Raw genomic sequence first — 17,533 nt, 5'->3', positions numbered from 1 at the left:
CGGGGCCTGACATCGCCAATGACGATGCCAAAGTCACCTCAAAATCAAGAGAATCCATGAAGTCATCTTGAAACACGATGACTTCCTCATGAACGCCCCCGACCGCGCCTTCACCCGCCGACTTGACCTGACCACGCTGCAGCTGTTCGTGGCGGTGTGCGAGCGCGGCAGCATCGGCAAGGCGGCCGAGACCGAGTTCATGGCACCGTCGGCGGTCAGCAAGCGGCTGTCGGATCTGGAGACCACGGTCGGCACGCCGCTGCTCATGCGCCACGCACGCGGCGTCACGCCCACCCCGGCTGGCCAGAGCCTGCTGCACCACGCCCGCTCGGTGCTGTTCAGCCTCGACAAGATGCAGGGCGAGCTCTCGGAGTACGCCGACGGCGTGCGCGGCCATGTGCGGGTGCACGCCAACATCTCGGCCACGGTGCAGTTCCTGCCCGAAGACCTGGGCGGTTTCATCCGCGCGCACGACGCGATCAAGATCGACCTTGAAGAACACCTGTCCACCGAGGTGCTGCGGGCGGTACAGGAAGGCGCGGCCGACCTGGGCATCTGCCATGTCGGCGGCGACGACCCGATCCAGGGCCTGCAGACCCTGCCCTACCGGCAGGACCGCCTGGTGCTGATCGTGCCGGCCCGCCATCCGCTGACCGGACACACGGCCATGGCCTTCGCCGACAGCCTCGAATGGGACCACGTCGGCCTGCACGCCAACAGTTCCATCTACCGTGCCATGCACGCCGCCGCCACCGCCAGCGGCCGCAACATCCGGCTGCGCATCCGCGTCTCGGGCCTGGACGCCATGTGCCGCATGATCCACAACGGACTGGGCGTCGGCCTGATGCCGCGCCGCGCCTTCGAACTGATGCAGGGCGCCGGCGACCTGCAGGCGGTCGATCTCACCGACGACTGGGCCACGCGCCACATCGACCTGGTGGCGCGCGACTTTTCCAGCCTGCCCGTCAGTGCCCGGCTGCTGGTGGACCACCTGTCCACACCGCCCGCCGGGTCCGCCACCCCGACCTAGAATTTCAAGCCCCACAGGAGAACCCCACCCCATGGCACGCACGCTCTACGACAAGATCTGGGACGAACACGTCGTCCACACGGAGGAAGACGGCACGTCCGTCCTCTACATCGACCGCCACCTCGTGCACGAGGTCACCAGCCCGCAGGCCTTCGAAGGCCTGCGCCAGGCCGGCCGCAAGGTCTGGCGCGTGAGCTCGGTGGTCGCCACCGCCGACCACAACACGCCCACCACCGGCTGGGAACTGGGCTACGACGGCATCACCGATCCGATCAGCAAGGAACAGATCACCACGCTGGACAGCAACATCAAGGAATTCGGCGCTGCGGCGTTCTTCCCCTTCATGTCCAAGCGCCAGGGCATCGTGCACGTGATCGGCCCCGAGAACGGCGCCACCCTGCCCGGCATGACCGTGGTCTGCGGCGACTCGCACACCTCCACCCATGGCGCCTTCGGCGCGCTGGCGCACGGCATCGGCACCTCGGAAGTCGAGCACGTGATGGCCACGCAGACCCTGCTGGCCAAGAAGGCCAAGAACATGCTGGTCAAGGTCGAGGGCCAGCTCGCCAAGGGCGTGACCGCCAAGGACATCGTGCTGGCCATCATCGGCAAGATCGGCACCGCCGGCGGCACGGGCTACACCATCGAGTTCGCCGGCAGCGCGATCCGCTCGCTGTCCATGGAAGGCCGCATGACGGTCTGCAACATGGCCATCGAAGGCGGTGCGCGCGCCGGTCTGGTGGCCGTGGACGAGAAGACCATCGAATACGTCAAGGGTCGCCCGCTGGCCCCGACCGGCGTGGAATGGGACCAGGCCGTCGCCTACTGGAAGACGCTGCACTCCGACGCCGATGCGGTGTTCGACGCCGTGGTCGAACTCGACGCGACGCAGATCCTGCCGCAGGTCACCTGGGGCACCTCGCCCGAGATGGTGCTGGGCGTGGACGCCCGCGTGCCCGATCCCGAGAAGGAGAAGGACGCCAGCAAGCGCGGCGCCATGGAGCGGGCGCTGACCTACATGGCGCTCGAACCGGGCAAGCCGCTGGCCGACATCTTCGTCGACAAGGTCTTCATCGGTTCCTGCACCAACAGCCGCATCGAGGACATGCGCGAAGCCGCCGCGGTCGTCAAGAAGCTGGGCCAGAAGGTCGCGAAGAACATCAAGCTGGCCATGGTCGTGCCGGGCTCCGGGCTGGTGAAGGAACAGGCCGAGCGCGAAGGCCTGCACGAGATCTTCAAGGCCGCCGGCTTTGAATGGCGCGAGCCCGGCTGCTCGATGTGCCTGGCCATGAACGCCGACCGGCTGGAGCCGGGCGAGCGCTGCGCCAGCACCAGCAACCGCAACTTCGAAGGCCGCCAGGGCGCCGGTGGCCGCACCCACCTGGTCTCGCCCGCGATGGCCGCCGCCGCCGCGATCCACGGTCATTTCGTCGACATCCGCACCATCGCCTGAACGTCTTTCCCGAGCACTTTCCCAAGGAGCCCACCATGTCCTCGTTCAAGACCCTGCTCGCCACCGCCACCCTGATGTCCCTGGCCGCCTGCAGCACCAACACCGTGCAAGGCGTCAAACAGGACGCCCACGTCGTCAAGGACAAAGCCATCGAGGTCAAGGACGTGGTGGTCGACAAGGCCATCGAGATCAAGGACAAGGCCGTCGAAGGCGGCAAGTCCGCCGGCCAGGCGGTCGGCTCCGGGCTGGAGAAAGCCGGCGAAGCCGTCAAGGGCGCGACCAACTGAACACCCACACCATGCAGACATTCACCATTCACCAGGGCCTCGTGGCCCCCATGGACCGCGAGAACGTCGACACCGACGCCATCATTCCCAAGCAGTTCCTCAAGTCGATCCGCAAGACGGGCTTTGGCCCCAACCTGTTCGACGAGTGGCGCTACCTGGACCAGCCGGGCGAACCCGGCGTGCCCGAGAGCGCACGCAAGCCCAACCCCGACTTCGTGCTGAACCAGCCGCGGTACAAGGGCGCCTCGGTGCTGCTCACGCGCCGCAACTTCGGCTGCGGCTCCAGCCGGGAGCACGCGCCCTGGGCCATCGACCAGTACGGCTTCCGCGCCATCATCGCGCCCAGCTACGCCGACATCTTCTTCAACAACTGCTTCAAGAACGGCCTGCTGCCCATCGTGCTGAGCGAAGCGCAAGTGGACCAGCTCTTCAACGAAGTGTTCGCCTTCCCGGGCTACCAGCTGACCATCGACCTGGAGCGCCAGGTCATCGTCAAGCCGCAGGGCGAAGAGATTCCCTTCGAGGTCAATGCCTTCCGCAAATACTGCCTGATCAACGGGCTGGACGACATCGGCCTGACGCTGCGCCACAAGGACAAGATCGAGGCGTTCGAGAAAGAGCGCCTGGCGACCAAGCCCTGGCTCGCCCACACCATGTGATTCACCCCAACTTCAAACCCACCCTATGAAAATCGCAGTTCTCCCCGGTGATGGCATCGGCACCGAAATCGTCGCCGAAGCGGTCAAGGTCCTCGACGCGCTCGACCTGAAGTTCGAGATGGAATCGGCCCTGGTCGGTGGCGCCGCCTACGACGCGCACGGTCACCCGCTGCCCGAGTCCACGCTCAAGCTCGCCAAGGAAGCGGACGCCATCCTGTTCGGCGCCGTCGGCGACTGGAAGTACGACAAGCTCGACCGCCCGCTGCGCCCCGAGCAGGCCATCCTGGGCCTGCGCAAGAACCTGGGCCTGTTCGCCAACTTCCGCCCCGCCATCTGCTACGAGCAGCTGGTCGGCGCCTCCAGCCTCAAGCCCGAGCTGATCGCGGGCCTGGACATCCTGATCATTCGCGAGCTGACCGGCGACATCTATTTCGGCCAGCCGCGGGGCCGCCGCGAGGCCCCGGATGGCGAGTTCAAGGGCGCACCCGAGGCCTTCGACACCATGCGCTATTCCAAGCCCGAGATCGAGCGCATCGCCCACGTCGCCTTCCAGGCGGCGCGCAAGCGCAACAAGAAGGTGACCTCGGTCGACAAGGCCAACGTGCTGGAGACCTTCCAGTTCTGGAAGGACACCATGATCGAGGTGCACGCCCAGTACCCCGATGTCGAGCTGCAGCACATGTACGTGGACAACGCCGCGATGCAGCTGGTCAAGGCGCCCAAGGCCTTCGACGTGGTGGTCACCGGCAACATGTTTGGCGACATCCTGTCCGACGAGGCCTCGATGCTGACCGGCTCGATCGGCATGCTGCCCTCGGCCTCGCTCAACAGCAGGAACCAGGGCCTGTACGAGCCGAGCCATGGCAGCGCGCCCGACATCGCCGGCAAGGGCATCGCCAACCCGCTGGCGACCATCCTGTCGGCTGCCATGATGCTGCGCTTCTCGCTCAACCAGGAAGAAGCCGCCCAGCGCATCGAAGCCGCGGTGCAGAAGGTGCTGGCCCAGGGCCTGCGCACCGGCGACATCTGGAGCGAAGGCACGACCAAGGTCGGCACCGTGGAGATGGGCGACGCGGTGGTGAAAGCGCTGTAACGCCCCCCTGCGCCGCTGCGCGGCTTCCCCCCTCTCTGGCGCGCCTGCGGCGCTGGGAGGGGGGGGACGCACCCTGTGGCCCGGCGGAGCCGGTTCCACGGGTGCCCTGGAGGCAGACACGCGTTCCTCAAGGTTTTTGGGGTCTGGTCACAATGAGTGTTTTCCTGCTCTTGGCCTGCCCGTGTCCTCCCCCCTCTTCTCCTTCGACAACTCCTACGCGCTGATGGAGGGCATGTCCGTGCCCTGGCAGCCGGCGGCGGTGCCGGCGCCGCGCTGGTTGCATCTGAACCGGACGCTGGCCGACGAGCTCGGGCTCGATGCCGATGCCCTGGCGTCCGACGAGGGCCTGGCGGTGTTCGCGGGCAACCGCGTGCCCGAGGGTGCCACGCCAATTGCGCAGGCCTACGCCGGCCACCAGTTCGGCGGCTTCTCGCCACAGCTGGGTGACGGTCGCGCGCTGCTGCTGGGTGAGGTGCTGGACGCGCGAGGACAGCGCCGCGACATCGCGTTCAAGGGCTCGGGGCGCACACCGTTCTCGCGCGGCGGCGACGGCAAGGCGGCCGTCGGGCCGGTGCTGCGCGAGGTGCTGATCAGCGAGGCCATGCACGCGCTGGGCATCCCCACCACGCGCGCACTGGCGGCCGTGGCCACCGGTGAAACCATCCGCCGCGAGCGCCCGCTGCCCGGTGCCATCCTCACGCGCGTGGCGGCCAGCCACATCCGCGTCGGTAGCTTCCAGTTCTTCGCCGCGCGCAACGACACCGAACGCGTCCAGCAGCTCGCCGAACACGCCATCGCCCGCCACGACCCGGCGCTGGTCGGCCGCGAGGACCGGCTCCTCGCTTTCTACGAGGCCGTGGTGCAGCGCCAGTCGAAACTGGTCGCGTTGTGGATGTCGGTCGGCTTCATCCACGGCGTGATGAACACCGACAACATGACGGTCTCGGGCGAAACCATCGACTACGGCCCCTGTGCGTTCCTGGAGGCCTACGACCCGCAGACGGTCTTCAGCTCCATCGACACCCACGGCCGCTACGCCTTCGGCAACCAGCCGGGCATCGCGCAGTGGAACCTCGCGCGGCTGGCCGAAACCCTGCTGCCACTGTTCCACACCGGCGACGAGCAGGCCGTGGCCGCCGCCACCCGGGTGCTGGACGGCTTCGGCGCGCTTTTCGACCGGCACTGGCTCAACCTGCACCGCCTCAAGCTAGGCCTGCGCAGCGACAGCGCCGACGACGAGGCCGACCGCGCCCTGGTCAATGAGCTGCTGCAACTCATGCACGGGCACCGTGTCGACTTCACGCTGGGCTTCCGCCGTCTCTCGGCCGTGCTGCGCGGGTCGCCGCAGGACTGGCTCGTGCTCTGGGGCGATCAGCCCGCCGTCGCCGGCGAGTGGCTGGCGCGCTGGCAGCGGCGCCTGACCGCGCAGGGTGAGCCGGCGCACGAAGTGGCCGCCCGCATGGACGCCACCAACCCGCTGTTCATCCCGCGCAACCACCTGGTCGAGAACGCACTGGACGCCGCCAGCGAGTCCGGCGACCTGCGGCCTTTCGAGCGCCTGCAGGCCATCGTGACCGACCCGTACACCGAGCGCACTGAAGACGCCAGCGCCGCCCTGCCCGGCACGCCCGAACAGACCCAGGGCTACCGCACCTTCTGCGGCACCTGAGGCCGCGGATGTCGAAAACGGCGGCCCTGTTTCGTCGTCGTTCCAAGGCCTTGGGCCTTGCCGTTCACCGACACCCCGACCAAGGAGCAACCCCATGAGCACCGGCACCGTCCGCTTCCACCGCATCCTCAAGGCGCCGCCCGAGCGCGTCTACCGCGCTTTCCTCGACCCCGACGCGATGGCCAAATTCCTGCCGCCGCACGGCTTCACCGGCCGCGTGCTGGAGATGGACGCGCGCGTCGGCGGCGTCTACCGCATGCAGTTCACCAACTTCTCCAGCGGCCACACGCACGCCTTTGGCGGCAAGTACCTGGAACTGGTGCCGAACGAGAAGATCGTCAACACCGACCTCTTCGACGACCCCAACCTGCCCGGCCAGATGATCACCACCATCAGCCTCAAGGCCGTCTCCTGCGGCACCGAGCTGACGGCCGTGCAGGAGGGCATCCCCGCGGCGATTCCGGTCGAGATGTGTTACCTCGGCTGGCAGGAGACGCTGGCGCTGCTGGCCCAGCTGGTGGAGCCCGAGATCCCTGGCTGAACAGGCCCCCACGCTCCGCCGCTGCGCGGGTCGCTGCCCCCCGAGGGGGCTGTTTCGGCTTGGGGCGGCCCGGCGCCGAAACTCACTTCGTGGGCAGCGCGCGCACTCGCTGCGTCGCCTCGCTGTCCACCGACAGCGGCTGGTGGCCCCGCGCGCTCAGGTAGCGCTCGCTGAACAGGCCGAACCAGGCGTCCAGCGCGTCGGCGGCGGCGGCGTCACCGGCCAGGTCCAGGCACATCGCCGCGACCTCGGCGGTGCAGAAGTGGTGGTCCTGCGCCGAGCGTCGCAGCTTGTAGCGCGAGGCGTGCGCCGGTTGCAGCCCCAGCACCGGCGCGCTGTCCAGCCAGGGGCTCTTGCGGAACATCTTGCGCGCCTCGGACCAGGTGCCGTCCAGCAGCACGAACAGCGGCCGGCGCCCGTCGTCCACCACCGGCGCCGTCACGGCGCGCGACGGTGCGGCGTACTCGGTCGGGAACACCACATGGGGTCGCCATTGCGGATCGGCCAGCAGCGCCAGCAGGGCGGGGTCGACCTCGGTGCGCGACCAGCCGAAGGCCCAGGTGTCGGGCACCACGTCGGCGATCAGCCAGCCGGTGTTGGTGGGCTTGAGGGCCTCGATGTCACCCAGCAGCAGGCAGAAGCCCGCGTTCGACGGCACCACCGGCCGCAGCGCGCAGATGCAATGGGTGGCGGGCAGGCGGCAGCCGCTGCAGCGCACCAGACCGGCGCCGCGGGCGACATAGGGCTTGCTGGACGCCGCCAGGCGCAGCGTGCGCTGGCGCGCGACCGCGTGGGGAAAGGAGGGAGCGACGGCTTCCGGGGTGGCAGGAGACATCCGTCAAATGTATGCTCCCCGCGATGAACATCCTGACCTCCCTCGACGCCCTGCGCGCGCTCTACGACCCGGTGCGCGAGCGCTCGTCCAAGAAAGAGATTCCGCAGCTCGACGCTCACGCGCGCCGCTTCATCGGGCTTTCGCCCTTCGTGGTGATCGGCAGCGGCGATGCCGCGCACGGCATGGACACCTCACCGCGCGGTGGTGCGCCCGGCTTCGTGCACGCGCCGGACGTCCACACCCTGCTGATCCCCGACGCGCCGGGCAACAACCGGCTGGACACGCTGGAGAACATCGTGCGCGGCGGCGAGGAAGGCGCGCCGGTCGGGCTGCTGTTCCTGATCCCGGGCGTGGACGAAACCCTGCGCGTGAACGGCCGCGCCCTGCTCAGCACCGACCCGGACGATCTGCAGCGCTGCGCCGAACCGCACCGCCTGCCCAAGCTCGCGATCCGGGTCACCGTGCAAGCCTGCTACCTGCACTGCGCCAAGGCGCTGATGCGCTCGCACCTCTGGGACGCACAACACCAGGTCGAGCGTTCAGCGCTGCCCAGCATGACCGAGATGATGCGCGACCAGATCCGCGAATTCCGCGGCGAGGAGGTCGCCGCGGAAACGCAGGAGCAGATGCTTGAGCGCTACCGCCAGACGCTCTGACGGCGCTCCAGCCCAGCCTCAGGGCAGGAAGTTCAGCCCCTCGGGCAGCGGCGGCACCAGCGGCACCTCGAACAGCGGCCCGGGGCCGTCGGGGTCGATCACGAGGCTGCCGCCACTGCGGAAGAACTCCGCGATCTGCGTCTGCGCCAGCACCGCGATCGTCGGTCCCGCCGGACTCGCCAGCCCGGTCAGGAAGGTGTGCGGGTTCTTCGGCACCGCCGGGTTCGCGGCGAAGGCCAGGTCGTTGCGGAAGTAGGTGGTCTGCGCCTGCAGGCCACCGGCGCGCACGATGGCGGTGGTGGTCGGGTTGGGCACCGTCTGGTCGCCCTTGGCCATCTGCAGGATCACCGGCTTGGCCGCGCTGCCCGGCAGCGGCTGCTGGCGGATCAGGTGGGCGTAGGACACCGGGTTGCCCGCCTGCTGCACCCACTCCCAGCGGTCGATCACCTGCGCGATCTCCATTGCGCCCGGCACGTTGTTGACCACCGGCGGCAGGTCGCGCAGCGGCATGTTCTCGAAGAAGTTGAACGGCACCGGCAGGCTGGCCGACGGCGGCAGGTTCAGCAGCTGCGGCACCCGGGTGGCCAGCGCAAAGCCGGTCAGGCCGCGGAACGCGCCCAGCCGCGCCACCTCGGTGATCGAACCGCCCGGCACATTGGGCACACCCGCCTGGATGGACGGCTCGACGCCCAGCAGGATGGTGCCGTAGATGCCGCCAAAGGACTGGCCGGCGTAGTAGATGCGCTGGGCGTCCAGGTCGGCGCTGCCATCGCCTTCGACATCGATGCCCGCCTCCACCTGGCGCACCAGCTGCATCAGGTCGATGGCGGTCTGGCGCAAGCCGTCGCGGCTGGAGACCGCGGTGCGCGGCGGCGCGGCGCTCGATCCCTCGGTGCTGTCGATGGCGCCGTTGCCGTCCTGGTCGAAGCCGCGGCCGCCGGAAGGCACCGACACCACACCGCCGGCGGTGGTCAGGTTGAGCACGCCGGCCGCGCCGCCGCCGTGGCCCACCACGTTGATCGACAGCGTCGCAATGCCGCGCGAGGCCAGCACGGAGGCCACCGTCCACGGCGCGCCGAACATGCTGTCGGTGAAACCGTGGCCGAAGATGGCCACCGGCCAGCCCGCCGCGGGTTTGGCGCCGGCCGGCAGGAAGAGCTGGAACACCAGCTCGTTCGTGCCCTGCGGTTGCGGCCGGCCCACCAGCGTCGGGGTCGCGGGGATGTACTGGCCGGCGGCGAGGTAGTTGGGCGACTGGTAGCGGCCGTAGGCGATCAGGCCGACGGCGCCGGGCACCACATAGAGCGCACCCAGCGGCACGGCCTGCGGCGCCAGCGCGCCCGGGGCGGCCCCGACCTGGCGCTGCAGGTCGACCGCCGCCACACCGTTCAGCGGAAACACCGCGCGCACCGGTGCGCCGGCCGCGCTGCCGATCATGAAGTCCACCGGCGCCGGGTTCGTTGCCTTGATGCGGCGCATCACCTTCACCAGGTCCCCGGTGGCGCTCTGCGTGGTGAACACCGAGGCCGCCGCCACCGCCAGCCCGCGCCCCAGGCGCACCGCCGACGCCCCTTCGTGCATCTCGCGGTGGTGTTCGGCGCGGTGGCGCCCGCCGCCCAGCGCGGCACCGGGCACGATGCGCCGGCCCCTGGTGTCGCGCACGCCGTTGGTCACCACCAGCACGTAGCGCGAGCGCTCGGCCAGCAGCTCGTCGGGCTCGAACACCAGCGTGCGCGTGGCCGGGTCCCACAGCACCTGGTTGATGCCCACCTTCTGGCCGAAACCGCGCAGGGTCTGCGTGTCGCCCAGGTTGTAGAGGAACACGGTCTCGCTGCTGACCGAGGCCACATCGATGTCGCCGGTGAACGGCACCGTGATGCGCGGCTGGGTCGAGAAGCCGTCCAGCGTGTTGATCACGTCGATGTCCTGGCAGTCGCTCACCCGCACCGCGCAGTCGGGCCGGGGCAGGTTGACGCGGCGGAAGGTCGCGTTGCCGAAGTCGACCACCGTGTGGCGGTTGCTCGGGAACGGACCGGCCGTGTCGTCGTCGCGCACCGACACGTTCTGCGTGAACGCGGCGGCGGGCAACGACACCAGGGGCAGCACCAGGGACAGCGACAGCAGCAGGCGACGGGAAGCAACGGCCATGGCAGGACTCCTCTGTGTTGGAATGGACCCCGCTTGTACGCCGAAAGACTTCGTCCGGCCAGAGGGGATCACCGGTGGCAGGCCCGCCGGCTGTCACCTTGGTTGCGTATGCTGGAGGTCGTTTCTTGTTCTTTCCTCTCTAGATCCTGCCGTGAACGACCTCAACCCCGTCATCGCCCTGCTCGGGCGCCGCATTCGCCTCGCTGTCATCGGCGGCGGCCCGGGCTCCTTCATCGGGCCCATCCACCGCATGGCAGCCCGCCTGGACGACCGCTACGACATCGTCGCCGGCGTGCTCTCGTCCGACCCGCAGCGCTCGGTGGCCGCCGGCCTGGCGATGGGCCTGGCCCCGGACCGCTGCCACCCCGATCTGTCCACCCTGCTGGCGGTCGAATCGCAGCGCCCCGACGGCATCGACGCGGTCGCGATCATGACGCCCAACGACGGCCACTTTCCCGCTGCGATGGCGGCGCTGGAGCACGGCTTCGACGTCATCTGCGACAAGCCCATGACCAACACCCTGGCGGAGGCGCAGACGCTGCTCGAGAAGGTCCAGGCCAGCGGCCGGGTGTTCTGCCTGACCCACAACTACAGCGGTTACCCCATGGTGCGCCAGGCGCGCGCCATGGTGGCCGACGGCCAGCTCGGCGAGATCCGTCTGGTGCAGGTGGAGTACGTGCAGGGCGGGCGTGCCAAGCCCGGCCCCGGCCGCGTGGCCTGGAAGGCCGACCCGGCGCGCGGCGGCCCTTCGCTGGTGATGGGCGACATCGGCACCCACGCCCACCAGCTGCTGCGCTTCATCAGCGGGCTGGAGGTCGGGGAGGTCGCGGCCGAGCTCGGCTGCGTGGTGCCCGAGCGCAGCGCGCACGACTTCGCCGGTGTGCTGCTGCGCATGGCGGGCGGTGCGCGCGGCAGCTTCTGGGTCACCCAGGCCGCCGCAGGGGTGGAGAACGGCCTGCGCATCCGCGTCAGCGGCTCGCGCGGCTCGCTCGAATGGCAGCAGGAACATCCGCAGGTGCTGGACTTCAAGCCGCTGGACGCCCCCGCCCAGCGCCTGACGCCGCGCGGCCCGGGCGCCCTGCCGCTGGCGCTGCGCGGCACCCGCGTGGCCGCCGGCCACCCCGAGGGCTTCCCCGAGGCCTTCGCCAACCTCTATTCGGACGCGGCCGAGGCCATCGCGGCGCGGCGCACCGGCCAGAACCCCGACCCCTTGGCCCTGCACTTCCCCAACGCGCACGACGGCTGGATGGGCATGCGCTTCGTCGACGCGGTGATCCGCTCGGCGCAGGCCGGTGGCGCCTGGACGGCCGCATGACGCGGCCCACGCGCTCCCGCCGCCAGGTGCTCGGCACCCTGGCCGCCATGGGTCTGGGTGCGCTCAGCGTGGCCCGGGCCGACACCACAGGTCTGCCGACCACCGACTGGCCACAGGCATCGGCCGTGCCCGGCGGCGTGGCCCGGCTGGCCCTCGGCCCAGCCACGGACCGGCCCAGGGCCTGGGCCGGCGAGGCGCCCCTGCTGGTGGTGGGCGATCCGGCGGGCTGGACCGCGCTGGTCGGTATACCGCTGTCGGCCACCCCCGGGGACGCACAGATCGAGGTTGAGACCGGTGGGGGTCGGCGCGCCCTGCCCTACCGGATCGGCCCCAAGGCCTACGCCGAGCAGCGCCTGACGGTGGCCCCACGCACGGTCGAACTCTCGTCCAAGGACCTGGCGCGGCACGAGCGCGAACGGCTCCACCAGCAGGCCGTCATCGCCCGCTTCACCGAACCGGTGCCGCGCGACCTGCGCATGCAGGCGCCGGTGGACGGGCGCCGCTCCAGCTCCTTCGGGCTGCGGCGCGTGTTCAACGGGCAGGCGCGCCAGCCCCACAGCGGCATGGACATCGCGGCCGCGACCGGCACGCCGGTGGTGGCCCCGCTGGCGGCCCGGGTGGCCGACACGGGCGACTACTTCTTCAACGGCCAGACCGTCTGGCTGGACCATGGCGGTGGCCTGCTGTCCATGCTGTGCCACCTCAGCCGCACCGATGTGCGGGCGGGCGATTCGCTGGCGGCCGGCCAGCCGCTGGGCGCGGTGGGCGCCACCGGCCGCGTCACCGGCCCGCACCTGCACTGGAGTGTGCTGCTCAACCGGACCTCGGTGGACCCGGCGTTGTTTATTCACGCTTGATCCCGTTTTTTGGGGCGGGGAATGGCGGCCGGCCGGAGCGCCGCGGGCACAATGCGCGCTCCCCTTGTTGCCCGAATGTCCGCCCCGGAGGCCCCGTGTACCGTTTGCCGCTCGCCATCGCCGTCCTCATCGCCCTGGCGGCGTGCTCATCGACCAAGCGGCAATGGCAGAAGGAAGGTGTGAGCGCCTTCGACACCGCCAACGTGGAGTCGGAGTGCAAGTTCCAGACCGGACTTGCCAAGATCAAGGGCGACCAGGCCGAAGAACTGGTTCGCCACTGCATGCAGGCGAAGGGGTTCCGGCTGAATTGATGGCCCGGCTCAGCCGCCGATGCGCTCCAGGCCACCCATGTAGGGCCGCAGCACCACGGGCACGGTCACGCTGCCGTCGGCGTTCTGGAAGTTTTCCAGCACCGCCACCAGCGCACGCCCCACGGCGAGGCCGGAGCCGTTGAGGGTGTGCACCAGCTCGTTCTTGCCCTGGGCGTTCTTGAAGCGCGCCTGCAGGCGACGCGCCTGGAAGGCCTCGCAGTTGGACACCGAGCTGATCTCGCGGTAGGTGCCCTGCGCCGGCACCCAGACCTCCAGGTCGTAGGTCTTGCTGGCGCCAAAGCCCATGTCACCCGTGCACAGGCTCATCACCCGGTAGGGCAGGCCCAGCGCCCGCAGGATGGCCTCGGCGTGGCCGGTCATCTCTTCCAGCGCCTCGTAGCTCTTCTCGGGGTGCACGATCTGCACCATTTCCACCTTGTCGAACTGGTGCTGGCGGATCATGCCGCGCGTGTCGCGTCCGGCGCTGCCCGCCTCGGAGCGGAAACACGGCGTGTGCGCCGTCATCTTGATCGGCAGGTCGGCCTCGGCCAGCACGGTGTCGCGCACCACGTTGGTCAGCGTCACCTCGCTGGTCGGAATCAGGTACAGCGCCTGGTTCTCCTCAGCGCCCTCCTGCCCGCCCTTGTTCGCCGCGAACAGGTCGGCCTCGAACTTGGGCAGCTGGCCGGTGCCACGCAGGGTGTCGGCGTTGACGATGTAGGGCGTGTAGCACTCGGTGTAGCCGTGCTGCTGGGTCTGCGTGTCCAGCATGAACTGGGCGAGCGCGCGGTGCAGGCGGGCAATTGGGCCGCGCATGAAGGTGAAGCGCGAGCCGGCCAGCTTGGTGCCGGTGTCGAAGTCCAGGCCGAGCTTCTCGCCGATGTCCACGTGGTCGCGGACCGGGAAGTCGAAGGTCTTCGGTGTGCCCCACTGGCGCACCACCACATTGCCCTCTTCGCCCGCGCCCACCGGCACGCTCTCGTGCGGCAGGTTGGGCACGGCCAGCAGCAGGGTCTGCAGCTCGCCCTGGATCACGTCCAGCCGCGCGGCCGAGGCTTCCAGCTCGGCCTTCATCTCGCCCACCTGGGCCATCACCGCGTCGGCCTCGGCGTGTTGTCCCTTGCCCTTGAGCATGCCGATCTGCTTGGAAAGGCTGTTGCGCTGGGCCTGCAGGCTTTCGGTGCGGGTCTGCAGCGCCTTGCGCTCGTGTTCCAGCGCCTGGTAGGCGGACACGTCGAGGTAGGGCTGGGGGTTCTTGCGGGTTTCCAGGCGCGCGACGACGGCGTCCAGGTCTTTGCGGAGTTGGAGGATGTCTAGCATGGGGGAATTGTAGGGACCGGGTTCAGTGCAGATGGTCGATGGCGCCCTCGCCGTCGATCTTCAGCCCCTTGGGCAGCGGGAACTTGATGGTCTCGGTGATACCGTCGAGCTTGCGCACCGAAATCGCGCCGAGTTCGCGCAGGCGGTCGATCACCTGCTGCACCAGGATGTCGGGCGCCGAGGCACCAGCCGTCAGGCCCACACGTTGCTTGCCATTGAACCATTCGGCCTTCAGCTCGCTGGCGTTGTCGACCATGTAGGCCTCGGTGCCCAGGCGGTGGGCCACTTCGCGCAGGCGGTTGCTGTTGCTGCTGGTCGGGCTGCCGACCACGATGACGATGTCCACCTGCGGGCTCAGCAGCTTGACGGCGTCCTGCCGGTTCTGCGTGGCGTAGCAGATGTCCTGCTGCTTGGGCTCGCGCACCTTCGGGAACCGCGCCTTCACCGCGGCCAGGATGCCCGCCGTGTCGTCCACGCTCAGCGTGGTCTGCGTCACCACCGCAAGCAGCTCGGTCTGCTTCGGCTGCACCTTGGCCACGTCGTCGATGTCTTCGACCAGGTGGATGCCTTCGCTGAGCTGGCCCATGGTGCCCTCCACCTCGGGGTGGCCCTTGTGGCCGATCATCAGGAACTCGTAGCCCTCCTTGAACAGCTTGGCCACCTCGACGTGCACCTTGGTCACCAGCGGACAGGTGGCGTCGAAGATGCGGAAGCCCCGCCGCTCGGCCTCCTTCTGCACGGCCTGGCTCACGCCGTGGGCCGAGAACACCAGCGTGGCACCGGGCGGCACCTCGTCCAGCTCCTCGATGAAGATCGCGCCCTTCTCCTTCAGGTCATTGACCACGTAGGTGTTGTGCACGATCTCGTGGCGCACGTAGATGGGCCGGCCGAACTTGGCCAGCGCGCGCTCGACGATCTCGATGGCGCGGTCCACACCGGCACAGAACCCGCGCGGCTCCGCCAGAAGGATCTCGCTCATCAGAGCACTCCGATCAGCTGGACTTCAAATTTCACCGGCTGACCCGCCAGCGGGTGGTTGAAGTCGAACAGCACCGCACCGTCCTCGCGCACCTCGACCACGGAACCGGCGTACTGGCCCAGACCGTCGGGTGTGGGGAACTGCACCACGTCGCCCGCGGTGTACTTCTCGTGCGGGTCGCCCAGTTCGTTGAGCAACTTGCGCGCGACCCACTGGACCATCTCGGGCTGCCGTTCGCCGAAGGCCTCGCCAGCGGCCAGGTCGATCACCGTGGTCGTGCCCTCTTCCAGGCCGATCAGGCGCTGCTCGATGGCGGGCGAGAGCTCGCCGGCGCCCAGGCTCAGGGTGGCGGGCTGGCCCTGCTCGAAGGTGTCGATCACCACCTTGCCCTGGGGGCCGGACAGGCGGTAGTGCAGGGTGAGAAAGGAGCCTTCTTGGACGTGTGTCATGGACAAATGGGGGATGAAACAGGGGGTGCGGCGGACGCAGCGCGCACAGGACGACCCGGACGACGGCGCCGGGCGAGGGCCTCTATTGTAAAAACCGGCGACCGCCCCGGCGGCAACAGGGAGTACACACAGATGAATGGTTTGGCCGCCACCGGGCTCAAGAGCCTGCCTGCCGACGCGCGCCCGCGCGAAAAACTGCTCAGCCGGGGCCCCGGCGCACTGGGCGACGCCGAGCTGCTGGCGCTGCTGCTGCGCACTGGCATCAGCGGCAAACACGTGATCCAGCTCGCACAGGAACTGCTCGACCGCTTCGGCGGTGTCGGCGGGCTGCTGCACACCAGCGCGGAGGCACTCAAAACCGTCAAGGGTCTGGGGCCGGCGAAACGGGCCGAGGTGGTGGCGGTGCTGGAACTGGCCCGCCGGGCGCTGGCGCAGGAGCTGCAGCAGCGCCCGCTGTTCGACAGCCCGAAAGCAGTGCGCGAGTACCTGCAACTGCAGTTGGGCGCCCGCGCGCACGAGGTGTTCTGCGTGCTGTTCCTCGACAGCCAGAACCGGCTGCTGGCGCTGGAGGAGCTGTTCCGCGGCACCCTGTCGCAGACCTCGGTCTATCCGCGCGAAGTGGTGCTGCGCGCCCTGCACCACCATGCAGCCGCCGTGGTACTGGCCCACAACCACCCGAGTGGCGAAGCCCGCCCGTCGCGCGCCGACGAATCGCTGACGCAGTCGCTCAAGGCCTCACTGGCGCTGGTGGACGTGCGGGTGCTGGACCACTTCATCGTCACCCGCGACCAGGCCGCCTCGATGGCCGAAATGGGCCTGGTCTGACAGGTCATGCCCCCTGGGCGAGAATTGCGCCACCATGAAAGTGCGCGCCCTCGCCGACCTCAAGACGCTGCAGAAGGTGATCGCCCAGCGGGCGGCGGCCGAAGCCGCGGCGCGCGAGGCCGAGCGCCTGCACGCGCTGCGCATGGACCGCGAAAAGCGCCTGTTTGAACTGGCGGTCGGTCCGGTGCGGCCCCTGCCCCACCAGCGTCGGGTGGTCCATCCGCCCGCGCCGGTGTCGACCGAGCCGCGACAGCGGCAGCTCGACGAGCACGCGGTGATGCGCGAGGCGCTGTCGGACGAGTTCGACGTGGAGACCCTGCTGCACACCGACGAGGCGCTGAGCTACCGCCGACCGGGCCTGGGTCCGGATGTGACGCGCAAACTGCGCGAGGGCCACTGGAGCATCCAGAAACACATCGACCTGCACGGCCTGCGCACCGACGAGGCGCGCGAGGTGCTGGGTCGCTTCATTCGCGAGGCACACCAGCTGGGTCTGCGCTGTGTGCGCGTGGTGCACGGCAAGGGGCTGGGCTCGCCAGGGCGCACGCCGGTGCTCAAGGGCCGGGTGCAGCGCTGGCTGGTGCAAAAGAAGGAAGTGCTGGCCTTCGTGCAGGCGCGGCCGGCCGAAGGTGGCGCCGGGGCCTTGGTGGTGCTGCTCAAGCCAGTGGGGCGTTGAGGTCCCGCCGACTCACTGCGGCGTGTTCCGCATCCAGTCGGCGGTCTTGAAGAAACTGTCCCTCAGACGTGTCCGCAGGACTTCGGGCACGCCGGTTTCGCCCATCGCCTGGTCCATGCAGGCCAGCCACTGGTCGCGCTCGACGATGCCGATCTTGAAGGGCATGTGCCGCATGCGCAGGCGCGGGTGGCCGAAGCGGTCTTCGTAGTGCGAGGGGCCGCCGAGCCAGCCGCAGAGAAACCAGAACAGCTTCTGGCGCGCATCGTCCAGCGTGCTGCCGTGCGCCACCCGCAGCTCGTGGTAACCCGGTTCGATGTCCATCAGGTCGTAGAAGCGGTCGACCAGGGCGCGCACACGGGCTTCGCCGCCGATCCACTCGAACGGTGTGGCGGGGGATACGGGGACGGACGTTTCTTGTTCGTTCATGTTG

Annotated in this window: 19 protein-coding genes; 13 read left to right on the top strand and 6 right to left on the bottom strand. The window is 69.3% G+C overall.

Annotation, left to right across the window (positions count from 1 at the left end):
* The first annotated feature begins 88 nt into the window (after positions 1–88).
* From HPS01S_RS00690 to HPS01S_RS00660, 7 genes are all read left to right on the top strand, one after another.
* Positions 89–1,030 (top strand): LysR family transcriptional regulator, encoded by a 942-nt coding sequence (locus HPS01S_RS00690; protein ID WP_066149744.1) that lies wholly within the window; start codon positions 89–91, stop codon positions 1,028–1,030.
* Between the two features lie 31 nt (positions 1,031–1,061).
* Positions 1,062–2,483, top strand: a complete 1,422-nt coding sequence (leuC, locus tag HPS01S_RS00685) for a 3-isopropylmalate dehydratase large subunit (RefSeq protein ID WP_066149741.1) — start codon at positions 1,062–1,064, stop codon at positions 2,481–2,483.
* 35 nt (positions 2,484–2,518) lie between these two features.
* Positions 2,519–2,770, top strand: a complete 252-nt coding sequence (locus HPS01S_RS00680; protein ID WP_066149738.1) for a hypothetical protein — start codon at positions 2,519–2,521, stop codon at positions 2,768–2,770.
* A gap of 11 nt (positions 2,771–2,781) precedes the next feature.
* Positions 2,782–3,429 carry a 3-isopropylmalate dehydratase small subunit gene (gene leuD, locus HPS01S_RS00675; protein WP_066149735.1) on the top strand — a complete coding sequence of 216 codons (648 nt, stop codon included), beginning with the start codon at positions 2,782–2,784 and terminating at the stop codon, positions 3,427–3,429.
* A gap of 25 nt (positions 3,430–3,454) precedes the next feature.
* Complete coding sequence (gene leuB / locus HPS01S_RS00670; RefSeq protein WP_066149732.1) at positions 3,455–4,522, top strand: 3-isopropylmalate dehydrogenase; 1,068 nt, start codon at positions 3,455–3,457, stop codon at positions 4,520–4,522.
* 181 nt (positions 4,523–4,703) lie between these two features.
* Entirely contained in the window at positions 4,704–6,191 is a 1,488-nt protein-coding gene (locus HPS01S_RS00665; RefSeq protein ID WP_066149729.1) for a protein adenylyltransferase SelO, read from the top strand.
* A gap of 94 nt (positions 6,192–6,285) precedes the next feature.
* Positions 6,286–6,732: an SRPBCC family protein gene (locus tag HPS01S_RS00660; protein WP_066149726.1), complete on the top strand. Its 447-nt coding sequence runs from the start codon at positions 6,286–6,288 to the stop codon at positions 6,730–6,732.
* 82 nt (positions 6,733–6,814) lie between these two features.
* On the opposite strand, the gene HPS01S_RS00655 is transcribed toward HPS01S_RS00660, so the two are convergent.
* The gene (locus HPS01S_RS00655; protein WP_066149723.1) at positions 6,815–7,567 is read right to left on the bottom strand and encodes a tRNA-uridine aminocarboxypropyltransferase; all 753 of its coding nucleotides are present in this window, start codon (positions 7,565–7,567) and stop codon (positions 6,815–6,817) included.
* Between the two features lie 23 nt (positions 7,568–7,590).
* Here HPS01S_RS00655 and HPS01S_RS00650 point away from each other — a divergent pair, with 23 nt between their 5' ends.
* Positions 7,591–8,223 (top strand): MSMEG_1061 family FMN-dependent PPOX-type flavoprotein, encoded by a 633-nt coding sequence (locus HPS01S_RS00650; RefSeq protein ID WP_066149720.1) that lies wholly within the window; start codon positions 7,591–7,593, stop codon positions 8,221–8,223.
* A gap of 18 nt (positions 8,224–8,241) precedes the next feature.
* Here HPS01S_RS00650 and HPS01S_RS00645 read toward each other — a convergent pair whose 3' ends face one another.
* Positions 8,242–10,371: an alpha/beta hydrolase family protein gene (locus HPS01S_RS00645; RefSeq protein ID WP_066149717.1), complete on the bottom strand. Its 2,130-nt coding sequence runs from the start codon at positions 10,369–10,371 to the stop codon at positions 8,242–8,244.
* Positions 10,372–10,522: 151 nt separating this feature from the next.
* On the opposite strand from HPS01S_RS00645, the gene HPS01S_RS00640 reads away from it, so the two are divergent.
* From HPS01S_RS00640 to HPS01S_RS00630, 3 genes are all read left to right on the top strand, one after another.
* Positions 10,523–11,686 (top strand): Gfo/Idh/MocA family protein, encoded by a 1,164-nt coding sequence (locus HPS01S_RS00640; RefSeq protein WP_066149714.1) that lies wholly within the window; start codon positions 10,523–10,525, stop codon positions 11,684–11,686.
* Positions 11,683–12,543, top strand: a complete 861-nt coding sequence (locus HPS01S_RS00635; RefSeq protein WP_066149712.1) for a peptidoglycan DD-metalloendopeptidase family protein — start codon at positions 11,683–11,685, stop codon at positions 12,541–12,543. The genes HPS01S_RS00640 and HPS01S_RS00635 overlap by 4 nt, the downstream gene beginning before the upstream one ends.
* A gap of 95 nt (positions 12,544–12,638) precedes the next feature.
* Positions 12,639–12,854, top strand: coding sequence for a hypothetical protein (locus HPS01S_RS00630; protein ID WP_066149709.1), 216 nt, complete (start codon positions 12,639–12,641; stop codon positions 12,852–12,854).
* Positions 12,855–12,863: 9 nt separating this feature from the next.
* On the opposite strand, the gene serS is transcribed toward HPS01S_RS00630, so the two are convergent.
* The 3 genes from serS to HPS01S_RS00615 are packed head-to-tail and all read right to left on the bottom strand — an operon-like array spanning position 12,864 to position 15,602.
* The gene (gene serS / locus HPS01S_RS00625; protein WP_066149707.1) at positions 12,864–14,174 is read right to left on the bottom strand and encodes a serine--tRNA ligase; all 1,311 of its coding nucleotides are present in this window, start codon (positions 14,172–14,174) and stop codon (positions 12,864–12,866) included.
* A gap of 22 nt (positions 14,175–14,196) precedes the next feature.
* On the bottom strand, positions 14,197–15,153 hold the full coding sequence (ispH, locus tag HPS01S_RS00620; RefSeq protein WP_066149704.1) for a 4-hydroxy-3-methylbut-2-enyl diphosphate reductase: 957 nt from the start codon (positions 15,151–15,153) through the stop codon (positions 14,197–14,199).
* Complete coding sequence (locus tag HPS01S_RS00615; RefSeq protein ID WP_066149701.1) at positions 15,153–15,602, bottom strand: FKBP-type peptidyl-prolyl cis-trans isomerase; 450 nt, start codon at positions 15,600–15,602, stop codon at positions 15,153–15,155. The genes ispH and HPS01S_RS00615 overlap by 1 nt, the downstream gene beginning before the upstream one ends.
* 132 nt (positions 15,603–15,734) lie before the next feature.
* Between HPS01S_RS00615 and radC the strand changes: the two genes are divergently transcribed.
* On the top strand, positions 15,735–16,427 hold the full coding sequence (gene radC, locus HPS01S_RS00610) for a RadC family protein (RefSeq protein ID WP_066149698.1): 693 nt from the start codon (positions 15,735–15,737) through the stop codon (positions 16,425–16,427).
* A 34-nt stretch (positions 16,428–16,461) separates the two neighbouring features.
* Entirely contained in the window at positions 16,462–17,103 is a 642-nt protein-coding gene (locus tag HPS01S_RS00605; protein WP_066149695.1) for a Smr/MutS family protein, read from the top strand.
* Positions 17,104–17,115: 12 nt separating this feature from the next.
* Here the strand turns inward: HPS01S_RS00605 and HPS01S_RS00600 are convergent, their stop codons facing one another.
* Positions 17,116–17,529, bottom strand: a complete 414-nt coding sequence (locus HPS01S_RS00600; RefSeq protein WP_066149692.1) for a group II truncated hemoglobin — start codon at positions 17,527–17,529, stop codon at positions 17,116–17,118.
* Between the last annotated feature and the right edge of the window lie 4 nt (positions 17,530–17,533).

The sequence above is a fragment of the Hydrogenophaga pseudoflava NBRC 102511 genome, assembly GCF_001592285.1.
Lineage (GTDB): Bacteria > Pseudomonadota > Gammaproteobacteria > Burkholderiales > Burkholderiaceae_C > Hydrogenophaga > Hydrogenophaga pseudoflava.
This window is presented reverse-complemented; position numbering and strand designations above follow the sequence as displayed.